At 35.4% G+C, this 12472-nt stretch carries 10 protein-coding genes and 1 riboswitch; all 10 genes read left to right on the top strand.

From position 1 onward, the window contains the following. The first annotated feature begins 66 nt into the window (after positions 1-66). The 10 genes from CI949_RS10785 (at position 67) to carA (ending at position 12313) form a co-directional block, all read left to right on the top strand. Positions 67-924: a molybdenum ABC transporter permease gene (locus CI949_RS10785; protein ID WP_290766270.1), complete on the top strand. Its 858-nt coding sequence runs from the start codon at positions 67-69 to the stop codon at positions 922-924. A 147-nt stretch (positions 925-1071) separates the two neighbouring features. After that, a complete protein-coding gene (locus tag CI949_RS10780; RefSeq protein WP_290766267.1) occupies positions 1072-3396 on the top strand; it encodes an alpha amylase N-terminal ig-like domain-containing protein in 2325 nt (774 codons plus the stop codon). A gap of 151 nt (positions 3397-3547) precedes the next feature. After that, positions 3548-4684 (top strand): alanine--glyoxylate aminotransferase family protein, encoded by a 1137-nt coding sequence (locus tag CI949_RS10775; protein ID WP_133530855.1) that lies wholly within the window; start codon positions 3548-3550, stop codon positions 4682-4684. Further along, a riboswitch (Fluoride riboswitch) is annotated at positions 4676-4746 on the top strand. It overlaps the preceding gene by 9 nt. 119 nt (positions 4747-4865) lie before the next feature. Then, positions 4866-6056 (top strand): cation:proton antiporter, encoded by a 1191-nt coding sequence (locus CI949_RS10770; protein ID WP_290766260.1) that lies wholly within the window; start codon positions 4866-4868, stop codon positions 6054-6056. A gap of 121 nt (positions 6057-6177) precedes the next feature. Beyond that, the gene (locus CI949_RS10765) at positions 6178-6654 is read left to right on the top strand and encodes a permease (protein ID WP_290766255.1); all 477 of its coding nucleotides are present in this window, start codon (positions 6178-6180) and stop codon (positions 6652-6654) included. Between the two features lie 52 nt (positions 6655-6706). Continuing rightward, a complete protein-coding gene (locus CI949_RS10760; RefSeq protein WP_290766251.1) occupies positions 6707-7252 on the top strand; it encodes a permease in 546 nt (181 codons plus the stop codon). A 235-nt stretch (positions 7253-7487) separates the two neighbouring features. Next, positions 7488-7919: an NADH-quinone oxidoreductase subunit NuoE gene (gene nuoE / locus CI949_RS10755; protein WP_290766248.1), complete on the top strand. Its 432-nt coding sequence runs from the start codon at positions 7488-7490 to the stop codon at positions 7917-7919. A gap of 58 nt (positions 7920-7977) precedes the next feature. Beyond that, the gene (locus CI949_RS10750) at positions 7978-9210 is read left to right on the top strand and encodes an NADH-quinone oxidoreductase subunit F (RefSeq protein ID WP_108141482.1); all 1233 of its coding nucleotides are present in this window, start codon (positions 7978-7980) and stop codon (positions 9208-9210) included. Then, positions 9203-10915, top strand: a complete 1713-nt coding sequence (locus tag CI949_RS10745) for an NADH-dependent [FeFe] hydrogenase, group A6 (protein ID WP_290766243.1) — start codon at positions 9203-9205, stop codon at positions 10913-10915. Before CI949_RS10750 ends, CI949_RS10745 begins: the two co-directional genes overlap by 8 nt. Positions 10916-11239: 324 nt before the next feature. Then, a complete protein-coding gene (gene carA / locus CI949_RS10740; RefSeq protein WP_290766240.1) occupies positions 11240-12313 on the top strand; it encodes a glutamine-hydrolyzing carbamoyl-phosphate synthase small subunit in 1074 nt (357 codons plus the stop codon). Positions 12314-12472 lie beyond the last annotated feature (159 nt).

The raw sequence follows: 12472 nt of genomic DNA, 5'->3' as shown, positions 1-12472 counted from the left end.
ATTATATTCTCAGTAGTTCAGCACAACAAATATTTTTAAAATATAATTTTAAGCGAGTGAAAAAATATGAATGATAATTCAGTTTTGAAGCAAAAAAGTAAAAGTGAAAAATATCAACAATCTGCTCTGCTACCAGCAGCCTTTTTTTCAAAGTCTGCAGATTCGTCATTTCCAGTTCAGTTATCAATTTATATACTTTCAGCTTTAAACATTTCCTTTATATTTCTTATAATACTTTCATTATTTATAGAAAGCTCAGCTGTGGATATCCTAAATATATTTAAGAATATGAATGTTTTATCTGCTTTTAAAATCACTTTTTTTTCACTTAGTATTTCTGCTCTACTGACGATTATTTTAGGTGTTCCTTTTAGCTATTTGAGCAGCCGAAAAAATGGATATGTTAATAAAATGATAAATATTTTGATTAGTCTTCCGCTTCTTCTTCCTCCCAGCATTACAGGGCTGGCCTTGCTTTTAACCTTTGGGAATCGAGGGGTTTTGTCATATTTAACTGGAAATCTGGCTTTCACTTTTGGTTCCTTAGTTATTGTTCAAAGCTTTGTGATGCTGCCTTTATTTATTCATACTTTAAAAAATTCCTTTGTTGAAATCAATAAGAATCTTATAGAAGCGGCTATGGTGGAGGGGGCAGCAGAAAATGATCTATTATTTAAAGTATATTTACCTCTAAGCCGGCGGGGGTTTACTACTGCCTTAATTATTTCAATCTTAAGAGCAGCCGGAGAATTTGGGGCAACAATTATTTTTGCAGGTAATATGAGTGGAAAAACTCAAACTTTAACTACTGCAATTTATAGTTTAAGCCAGACCAACCTTTCACAGGCAATCGCACTGGCAGTGATTATGCTGAGTGCTTTTTTGCTGCCTTTATTTTTAATGGAATTTAAGATTAAAAAGTGATTTAACCCGATCTGTTAATTTGATTATTTGGAATTTCTTGACTTTTGACCGCTGATTATATAAAATAATAACAGTATTCAAAATTTTTATGATATTATTTTTTTAATTTTGTGCAATCGTTTGCGCATTGAAACAAGGAGGGCCAAGATGAATAAAAAATTTAGAAAGTATTTATTTAAAAATTTAATTTTAGCTATTATTCTGATGCTTCTGCTTAGTTTTTCAACAACTGTACTGGCAGAACAGGTTAAATTTTCTTTTAATCCAGAAGAAGTTGATTTTGAGGGGGAAGTGAATGCAGTATATCTTGCTGGTTCATTTAATGACTGGCAGCCAGCTGCTGAAAAGATGAAAGGGCCGGATGCAGATGGTAATTATATTTTAGAATATAATCTGCGCCCGGGTGAGCATCAGTACAAATTTGTCATCAATGGTGAACACTGGTTTCATGATCCAACTAATGAGCTGACAACAGCTGATGGACACGGAGGAAAAAACTCAATCATTAATATTGGTGAAAAAGACTTAGAAGAAGCTCAGGTCGGTGATGGTGAGATTAATAAAGAATTTGTTTTACATAATCCCGAAAATAGAGTGTATTTAAATAAATTTAATGAGGATAAAGTTGAGATCAGGCTGGAAACCAGAAAAAATGATGTAGAAACTGTAGCTTTAATGACCAAAATTGGTACTGAGAGAAACCAAAAACAGATGAGTCATTACAGTGCAGATAATAAAATTGATTACTGGACAGTTTCGCTCAACAATTTGGATGAAGCTCTGGAGTATACTTTTTTAATTAAAGATGCTGATTCCGAGCTGCTTTATCATCAAAATGGCAGCGGGTTTAATAACTTAAAATATTTTTTCTATGATCCTTCTGAAGTAGAGAGCTTTAAAACTCCAAAATGGGTGCAGGATGCTGTTTTTTATCAAATTTTCCCTGATAGATTTTATAATGGAAATCCAGCTAATGATCCAGAATTAATTGAAACCTATAAAAGCAACGAACAAAGATATAAAAATATAGTTCCAGAATGGTATCAGGGAATTAAAGAGAGTGAGAGTCATCAGCTTAACCCAGATAATTTTACTGATTTAGATCCATCAATTCACCCTAAATCAGGCTGGCATGTTTTCTATGGTGGTGACCTGCAGGGAGTTGAGCAGAAATTTAATTATTTAAAAGAGCTCGGCATTAATGCAATTTATTTTAATCCAGTTTTCGAAGCAACTGCAAATCACCGCTACAATACAGCTGATTATGGAAAAATAGATGATAATCTGGCAGTAAAGGGAGATTTTGAAGCTTCTGAAGCTTATTTTGAGAAGTTTATAAAAAACGCACATCAAAATGGAATTAAAATTGTACTGGATGCAGTTTTTAACCACAGTGGTTTTGAGTTTTTTGCCTTTGAGGATGTGGTAGAAAACGGAAAAGACTCAGAATATAGTGACTGGTTTTATATTGAAGATTATCCAGTGACCACATTATATGAGCAGCGCACTGAAAACATAGAGCCAAATTATCAAGGCTGGGCAGGCTATGGAAATCATCCGGTTCTGAATTTAGATAATCCCGAAGTAAAAGATTATATTTATAAAATTACAGAAAAATGGATGGATCCTAATGGTGATGGAGATCCCAGTGATGGAATTGACGGCTGGAGGCTTGATGTTGCAAATGACGTTAAAGCCAGACACCCGGAATTCTGGCAGGAGTGGAGAAATTTTGTTAAAGAAATAAATCCAGCTGCCTATATAACAGGTGAAATTTGGAATAATGCTGCTCAGTATCTGCAGGGTGATGAATTTGATGCTGTTATGAATTACCGCTTTAGAGAGGCAGTCCTTGCATTTATCGCTGAAGAAAGAATAGATGCTCAGGATTTTATTAATAGAATTAATGAACCAAATTTAGATTATCCAACTCAGGCTGTTTTCAGTCTTCAGAATTTAATTGACAGTCATGATACGGAAAGATTTTTATACAGCTCTGGGGGTAATAAAGAAAAGCTTAAAATGGCTGCAGCTCTCCAGTTTACCTATCCAGGGGCTCCAATGGTCTATTACGGAACTGAAGTTGGCTTAAGTGGCGCTTCAGACCCGGATACACGCCGTACAATGCTCTGGGAAGAAAGACCAAATGGAAATAGTCCTGATCAGGAGCTATATCAATATTACAGCAAATTAGCCAAAATACGAAAAGAAAATAAGGTTTTACGAACAGCAGGAGTCCAATTTGAAGCTGTAGATAGTGAACCAAAAGTCGTGATTGTAAAACGAGAAGATGAAAATGGTAAAATATATACAGTTTTAAATACATCCCAAACAGCTAAAGAGATAAATTTAAAGCTTAAAAATGAAGTGCGGGCTATAGATTTACTGTCTGGAAAAGAACATCAATCTGATTCAGAAGAGTTAAGACTAAAATTAGAAGGTTATTCTACTGAAATCCTAAAAATTAATTAATAGTTCAAAAAAAGAGGCTGTACTGTTTATTTAACGATAATCACTTTAAATCACAAAATTAAGTGCAGTCTCTTTCAACAATTAGCTTGACAATCTCCTATAAAAAGTTATAAAATCTATATTAGACCGTAAAATTGTGGGAGTGATTTTTGTGAGTGATTTATTAATAATGACACCCGGCCCAACTGAGGTCAGCGAAGAGGTTAGACGGGCAATGAGCCGCAAAATTACCAACCCAGATCTTGATCCTGAATTTTTTGATTTTTACCTTGATGTCAGCTCAAAACTGCAGCAGGTATTGAAGACAAAAAATGATGTGATTATTATGAGTGGGGAGGGAATTTTAGGTCTTGAATCTGCCTGTGCTTCTTTAATTGAACCAGGGGATAGGGTTCTGGTCCTGGATAATGGAATCTTTGGCAGAGGTTTTGCAGATTTTGCTGATCTTTATGGTGCAGATGTTACAAGGTGGGAATTCCCATATAAGCAAGAGATTGATATAGATAAATTAGAAGCAAAGTTGGCAGAAGAAAATGATTTTAAATTTGCTACCTTTGTTCACTGTGAAACTCCTACTGGGGTAATAAATAATGCAGAAGAAATTACTAATTTATTAAATAAAAATAATATTTTATCAGTTGTAGATTCTGTTTCTGCAATTGGTGGTGTACCTATTGAAGTTGATGAATGGGGGATTGATATTATACTTGGTGGTTCTCAAAAATGTTTATCGGTACCACCAGGACTTACATTTATGAGCGTTAGTGATGCAGCCTGGGAAGCAGTTAATAATCGTGAAACAGCTGTTAGAGGTTATTATACCAATCTTCAACTCTGGCAGAACTGGTATGAGGAAAAATATTTCCCCTATACTCAGGCAATTAGTGATATTTATGCTCTGGATGCTGCTTTAAATAAATGGCTGGCAGATAAAGAAGTTTTTCAGCGCCACAGTAAAATTGCCGGTGCAGTAAGAAGTGCTATAAAAGAATCCAATCTAAGTTTATATGCAGAAAATGGTTATTCTGACACAGTAACAGCGATAGAAATACCTGAGGGGATAAGCTATCAGGAATTAAATCAGCTGATGACAGAAAGTCATAATGTAATGATTGCAGCTTCACTGGGAGAATTCGAAGATAAATTAATTCGGATTGGTCATATGGGAGAAAATTGTTATGAAGACAAACTTTATCGAACTTTAAAAGCATTTGATCATAGTTTAAGAGAGCTTGGCTTTGATCTAAATGTAGAACTACATAAAATTTTTGTAAATGAAATGAATTAAGGGGATGGAGCACCCCCTTTAACCACTGTTAGATGATGACAGTTGATGGCTCCTATCTAGTTAGGGATTTCCCTATCTGGATGGGAGCCTTTTTTTATTTCTTATTCGTTGGTACCAGGTACAAAACGGCCGTTTTGTACCTGGTACAGGAGAAAAAATTCACAATCAAGGAGAGATTACTTTGGCTTTAAGTTTAGCATTAATTATTCTATTTGCTTTATTATTTGGGAGATTTTTTGATCGCTTAAAACTTCCTGCTTTACTGGGAATGCTTTTAATTGGTATTTTACTGGGGCCTTATGGTTTTGATTTAATCAGTCAGGATATCTTAAATATTTCTTCAGATTTGAGGATGATTGCCTTAATAGTGATTTTGATTAGAGCTGGTCTGGGGATAGAAAAAGAAACACTAAAAAAAGTAGGAGTACCTGCAGTTAAGTTGAGTTTCATTCCTGGTTTAATGGAAGGTGCAGCAGTAATAATAGCTGCTGTTTATCTGCTCAATTTCGAGTTCATTGAAGCAGGAATTCTGGCTTTTATCATTGCTGCAGTTTCACCAGCAGTAGTGGTTCCTCAGATGTTGTCCTTAATCGAACAGGGGAAGGGGGCAGCCAAAGGAGTTCCAACACTTGTTTTGACAGGTGCTTCGGTTGATGATGTAGTTGCAATTACTATATTTTCAGCCTTTTTAAGTATTTATGGCGGGCAGCAGATTAATATTTATAGACAGATATTAAATGTACCTTTAGCCATATTTTTAGGAATAATTTTGGGCACAGTAATCGCCTTATTTTTAATCTATATTTTTAAAAAATATCATATTCGTGATACTAAAAAAGCACTTTTGATTTTAAGTTTTGGTATTTTAATGAACTCCCTGGAACATTTTTTAGAAGGAATTATTCCGATTGCTACTCTGCTTGGAATAATGGTAATTGGGTTTGTGATTCAGGAGCGTTATTCAGTTTTAGGGAAAAGACTTTCTTCTAAATTCAATAAAATCTGGGTTTTTGCAGAACTAATGTTATTTGTTTTAATAGGAGCTGAAGTTAATATTCAGCTTGCATTTGAATCAGGACTTTTAGGTTTAATCATCATTGCAGTTGGTCTTACTGCCAGATCGGTCGGTGTTTTAATTTCTCTGATGGGGACAGAACTTAATTTAAAAGAGCGGGGTTTTTGTGTGCTTGCCTATACACCAAAAGCAACAGTTCAGGCGGCAATTGGTGCAATTCCGCTGGCTGCTGGAGTAGCTTCTGGAGAATTAATTTTAGCACTGGCTGTATTATCGATTGTGGTAACAGCACCTCTGGGCGCTGCAGCTATTAAAACTGCGGGTAGACACTGGTTGAGTGGTAATCCTAATACTTAATTAAATTTAAAAAATAAAGTTGCAGATTTGTGATTTGCCTCACTGACTGTTTTTGAACATTTGATTATAATAATTTTATAAGATAAAATATTGTTAATAGGTGTCAGCAGGAGGTTAAATTATGATAGCAGCAGTGATTAATATATCTGCTTTAGTTTTAGTTCTATTTTCATTGATTAAAGATAAAGAAAAATCAAAACAGGCGTTAAAAATTGCAGTTTCAAAAGGATTAGGCCTGGCTCCTCAGCTTATTTCTTTGGTTGCAGTAATTGGTATTATTTTTTCATTTTTACCGCCGGAGTTAATTAAAGAATTTTTAGGAGGAGATTTTTCTTTGATACAGGTTGGGGGAGCAGCATTATTTGGAGCAGTTATGATGATTCCAAGTCTGATAGCCTTACCTTTAGCAGGCTCTTTAATTGATGCAGGGGCATCTTATACACCGGTAGCAGCTTTTATTACTACTTTAACGATGGTTGGTTTTGTGACAATACCAGTTGAATTAAAAGAATTAGGTAAAAAGATAACAATTTATCGGAATGGACTGGCTTTAATTTTTGCAGTGATAATTGCTTTTATGATTGGGGTGTTTATTTAATGGCAGCAGCAAATAATTTAGAGAATCAAAACAAAAAAATAAACAGGAAAAAATGGCGGCTGAAAAAAAACAACAAAAATTTAATCAAAATATTAAAAAGACAATTAAGACTATAATTTTCTGGGGAATAGTACTGGCAGCTTTTAGATATATATTTCCAGATCGCTTTCCCGCAGCTATTTCGATGTCGTCCCGCTATTTAAAAGAGATGATTTTTGTTTTTCCAGCTGTTTTAGTAATCATGGGGCTCGCTGATCGCTGGGTACCAACGTCAATGGTAGAGAAATATCTGGGGCATAATTCCTCATTTCAGGGTAAATTTTTAGCAGTATTTTTAGGAACACTACCAACAGGACCAATGTATGTCGCTTTTCCAATTGCTGCAGAACTTCTGCGAAAAAAAGCAAGTCTCTCCAATGTGATAATTTTTTTAGGGGTTTGGGCTTCACTAAAAGTACCTCAACTGGGAGTAGAAATTCAATTTGTAGGTCTTAAATTTTCAATTCTGCGGTTTATATTTACACTTATTTCAATCTTTATAATTGGTCTTTTGATGGAAAAGATCATAGATACTTCTGAATTTACTGGAGCTGAATGATAAATATTAGCTTGAATAAGAGTCAGGATAAATTTCCTGACTTTTTTATATCAAGAACTTAGTATAAATTCAATATTTTTATATTTACTCTAGTTATTAACATTTGATTAAAATAGTCGAGGTGTGATATTATTAACTTAGGATAAATATAAGGTTTTCTCGCCCTCAAAAGACTGAAAATTCACAAAAATATAGCCAAATTAGTTAAAATTATCACAAAAGGAGTTGGTTTCCTGTGTCTAAAGCCAGATCATTATTTTATCAGGACAGTTTATTAGAAAAGTTACACGAAGTTCAAAGTACCTATGGTTATATTCCAGAAACTGTAATTAAAGAACTGGCAGAAAAGTATCAGCTGCCGAGAGCAAATATCTATGGTGTTATTTCATTTTACTCAATGTTTTATACTGAACCAACGGGAAAATATATAATTAGAATTTGTGACAGCATATCCTGCCATCTTAATCAGTCAGAATCTGTTTTGAAAGCAGTAAAATCATATCTAAATTTGGAAAGTCATCAGACCACAAAAGATAAAAAGTTTACACTTGAAGTCGTTGAATGCCTGGGCCACTGTGGAGAAGGACCTGTAATGATGGTGAATAATAAAATTTACACAAAAATAGATGGAAATAAGGCTCTTGAAATTTTAGGTGGCTGTATCTAATTTAAATATTTTGTTTGGATAAGTGTTCAAAATAAGCATCTCTGAAAGGAGAGAGATTATGGTTTCTGAAAAATTATATCTTAAAGGAGATAAATTACTCAATATCCTGGATTATGATTTTAAATCAATAAAAAATGCTCTTCGAATGGGACGGAAAGAGACTATTCAAAAAATCAAAGATTCTGAACTTAAGGGCCGGGGTGGTGCAGCTTTTCCGACAGGACTCAAATGGCAGTTGGCTTCTGAGGTTGAAGGAGAAGAAAAATTTCTTGTCTGTAATGCAGATGAGGGTGAGCCGGGTACTTTTAAAGATAGATATTTATTAGAAGAGAGACCGCTTAAAGTTTTAGAAGGAATTATGCTTGCAGCTTTTGCTATCGGTGCAGATAAGGCCTATATCTATATCCGGGGTGAATATACAAGAGCAATTGAAGTCTTTACTGAAATAATTGCAGCTGCCAGGAAAAACAAAATTTTAGATAGTAAGATATTTGATAGTAATTTCAAATTAGAGATAAAGCTGGTCAGGGGAGCTGGGGCCTATGTATGTGGTGATGAAACTTCATTATTGAATTCTATTGAGGGAAAAAGAGGACGCTCCCGGATCAAACCGCCTTATCCAATTCAGGAAGGCCTGTTTAGTCAGCCAACAGTTGTCAATAATGTAGAAAGTTTATGCTGTGCTGCAGAAGTCTTAAATCCTGATTCTGAAGAATTTGCAAATCTAGGAATTGAAGGCAGCCGCGGCACAAAACTGCTGTGTTTAAGTGGAGATCTAAATAAACCTGGTTTGTATGAGGTTGAATTTGGGAAAATTACTCTCCAGGAAATTATTTATGATTTAGCCGGAGGTATTAAAGCGGGAGAAAATTTAAAGTTTGTTATACCTGGTGGGATTTCAACCGCCCTAATTACAGCAAAAGATTTAGACTTTCCCTATAGTTATCAGGCTTTTGAAAAGAGGGGGAGCAGTCTTGGCTCAGGTGCAGTAATTGCAGTCAGTAAAAAACATGATCTCTTAGATTTGATGTTAAATGTGTCTAGATTTTATATGGATGAAACCTGTGGTACCTGTTTTCCCTGTCGTGAAGGGAATAGGCAGATCAATAAAATATTAAAAGAATTTAAAAATAGTGGGCAGAAAATCGATGCCGAATTGATTTCCGATATTGGTAATACAATCAGGCTGGCAGCCCGCTGTGGCTTGGGTCAGTCCTCACTTAACTTTATTAGCTCAGTTATCGAAAACTATGGACAAGAGTTAAAGATTGGAGGTAAGATTTATGCTTAAGGCAGTAATTGATGGAATTGAGATGGAGCTAAAAGAAAAGATGAGTATTTTAGATGCAGCAAAGAAAGCTAAGATAAATATACCAACCCTCTGTTATGAAGAAGGGCTTTCAATTTATGGTGGCTGCAGATTATGTGTAGTTGAGATTGAGGGAGAAGAGCTGCTTAAGCCTGCCTGTGCAACTGATATTCAGGCTGGTATGGAAATTAAGACTCATTCTAAAAAAGTAAGGAACTTGAGAAAAAATTTATTTGAATTAATAATTGCGACTCATAATATTGACTGTCAGCTTAATTGTTTAACCTGCAGTCGGGCCAATAATTGTGAACTAAAAAATATTGCTGAAGATATTGGAGTATCTAAGATGAGGCTGGATCCAATTAAAAGAGGAGAAGGTATTGATAATTCTAGCTATTCAATTATTAGAGAACCTGAAAAATGTATCAGCTGTAACCGCTGTATAAGAAAATGTGAAGAAGTTCAGGGAATAGGAATTTTCACTACAGCAAATAGGGGCCCGGAAACAGTTGTTACAACTTTTAAAAATAGAGGAATGGGTAATGTAGAATGTACTAACTGTGGTCAGTGTATACTTTCCTGTCCTACAGGTGCCTTACATGAGCTTTATCAGAAAGATATTGTTTTAGACATTCTAAGTGATCAGACAAAACATGTAGTGGTACAGACAGCTCCGGCAGTTAGGGTAGCAATTTCGGAACCTTTTTCCAATCAGGCGGGAGATATTTCTACCGGCCAGCTGGTCACAGCTTTGAAAAGACTAGGTTTTGATGCAGTTTTCGATACTAATTTTACTGCTGATTTAACTATTATGGAGGAGGGAACAGAGTTAATTGAAAGAATAAATAGTGGTGGTAAACTGCCTTTGTTTACCTCCTGCAGTCCGGGGTGGATTAAATTTATCGAGCATTTCTACCCTGAATATTTAGATAATCTTTCATCTGCTAAATCACCGCAGCAGATGTTTGGAGCTTTAGCAAAAACTTATTATGCTAAAGAAGCTGGAATAGATCCGGAAGACATTGTTGTTGTTTCAGTAATGCCCTGTACAGCTAAAAAATTTGAAGCTAAAAGAGACGAGATGGCTGGAGATGTGGATTATGTTTTGACAACCAGAGAACTGGCTGCAATGATCAAATCAGCTGGAATTGATTTTCTTAACCTGGAAGAAAGTGAGTATGATGAACTGCTGGGAGTTTCCTCCGGAGCAGCAGATATTTTCGGTACTACAGGTGGAGTTATGGAGGCAGCTCTTAGAACAGCAACTGAATTAATTACGGGGCAGGAGTTAGAAAATATAGATTTTGATAGTGTAAGGGGGTTAGAGGGAATAAAAAAAGCTGAAGTAGAGATTGGAGAACTGAAATTAAAAGCCGCAGTTGCTCATGGTCTTGGTAATGCACGCAGAGTAATGGAAATGATTAAAGAGGGCGAAGAATTTGATTTTGTAGAATTTATGGCCTGTCCTGGTGGCTGTATGGGTGGAGGAGGTCAGCCAATTTCCTGTGCTGATAATGTATTAGAAAAGAGACAGCAGGCAATTTATAGAATAGATAAGGAGAAAAAGCTGCGCAAATCTCATGAAAATCCCTATATTAAAAAGCTTTACGACAATTATTTAGAAAAGCCAGGCAGTGAAAAAGCTCATAGGCTGCTGCATACTAAATATAAGGCCAGGAAAATTTAATGTATCCATGGATATTTGTTGACAGTTTTTAAATTTAATGTTAAACTAAATCACAATAATAACAAAATAGCTTATCCTTTTAAATCAGTCCAGAGAGGCTGGCAAAGGTAGAAATGTAAGTTGAGAAATTCTGGGATGACTCCAGAAATTTAGCCTTACTATGTCAATTTTAACCTTCAAACCATACTTTCTGGGGAGAAGGTTTTATTTTTATCAATAAACTTTAGTAAATTACTTAAAAAACAACTTAAAGTAGTAAAGTAGTAAATTATACTGTTGGAATTAAGCTAATGTTTTTAGCAAACAAAAAGTGGAGGTAGTTAAATGAAAAAAGCAAAACTTGTTCTAGAAGAAGGGAGTATTTTTACAGGTGAACTTTTTGGTGCGGAAAAAGAAAGTGCAGGCGAAATAGTTTTCAATACCAGCATGACTGGTTACCAGGAGATTCTTACTGATCCCTCTTATAAGGGAGAAATTGTCTGTATGACCTATCCTTTAATAGGAAATTATGGCATTAATGAAGATGACTTTGAGTCATTTAAATCTCATGTCAATGGATTTATCGTTAAAGAGTTTGCTGAAGAACCAGAAAACTGGCGTTTAAAGAAGAAACTGGAAAGATATTTAAAAGAAAATGGAATTACAGCAATTAATGGTATAGATACCAGAGCCCTGACTAAAATTTTGCGGCGAGAGGGAACAATGCGCGGTATTATAACTACTGACAATTCAAGTGATAAAGAATTGATAGAGAAAGCAAAAAAGGCACCCGGGCTTTCCGGTAGAGATTTAGTATCTCAGGTCAGCCGCAAAGAAGTCGAAAAATATGGGGCAGGGAACAAATATCGAGTAGTTTTAGTTGACTGTGGAGCCAAAGATAATATTAAAAATTCACTGCTTGCGAGGAATTGTGAGGTAATCATGGTACCGGCCAGCACTTCAGTTAAGAAAATATTAGATTATAGTCCTGATGGTGTAATGGTTTCAAATGGCCCCGGTGACCCGGAAGCTGCCGACTATGTAGCAGAAACAATTGCTGAACTATTAGGAGAAGTTCCAATCTTTGGAATCTGCCTCGGACATCAGCTTTTGGGTAGAGCCTGTGGTGCAGAAACCTACAAACTTAAATTTGGCCATCGAGGTGCCAACCATCCGGTTAAAGACCTGAGTACAAATCGAGTTTATATTACTTCACAAAATCATGGTTTTGCCATTAAAGAAGAATCGCTGGCTGAGCTGGATTTGGAATTGACTCATATCAATGTAAACGATCAGACAGTTGAAGGCTTTAGACATCAGAAATATCCAGCTTTTTCTGTTCAGTATCATCCAGAAGCTTCACCGGGACCAGAAGACTCTCACTATCTATTTGATCAATTTGTTGAATTGATGCGCTGATGGTACCGGGTACTTAGAAAATATTCCCAAATATATTTCAAAAAATCTAAGGAGGATAAGATGCCTAAAAGAAAAGATATTAATAAAGTAATGGTTATTGGTTCAGGACCGATTATTATTGGGCAGGCAGCTGAGTTTGATTATTCCGGGAGTCAGGCC

This window comes from Halanaerobium sp. (assembly GCF_003070835.1).
This window is presented reverse-complemented; position numbering and strand designations above follow the sequence as displayed.

Excerpts from the sequence above, each read along its gene's own strand:
- CI949_RS10785 (WP_290766270.1), top strand. The coding sequence starts at position 67 with ATGAATGATAATTCAGTTTTGAAGCAAAAAAGTAAAAGTGAAAAATAT.
- CI949_RS10780 (WP_290766267.1), top strand. The coding sequence starts at position 1,072 with ATGAATAAAAAATTTAGAAAGTATTTATTTAAAAATTTAATTTTAGCT.
- CI949_RS10765 (WP_290766255.1), top strand. The coding sequence starts at position 6,178 with ATGATAGCAGCAGTGATTAATATATCTGCTTTAGTTTTAGTTCTATTT.
- CI949_RS10760 (WP_290766251.1), top strand. The coding sequence starts at position 6,707 with ATGGCGGCTGAAAAAAAACAACAAAAATTTAATCAAAATATTAAAAAG.
- CI949_RS10750 (WP_108141482.1), top strand. The coding sequence starts at position 7,978 with ATGGTTTCTGAAAAATTATATCTTAAAGGAGATAAATTACTCAATATC.
- CI949_RS10745 (WP_290766243.1), top strand. The coding sequence starts at position 9,203 with ATGCTTAAGGCAGTAATTGATGGAATTGAGATGGAGCTAAAAGAAAAG.
- carA (WP_290766240.1), top strand. The coding sequence starts at position 11,240 with ATGAAAAAAGCAAAACTTGTTCTAGAAGAAGGGAGTATTTTTACAGGT.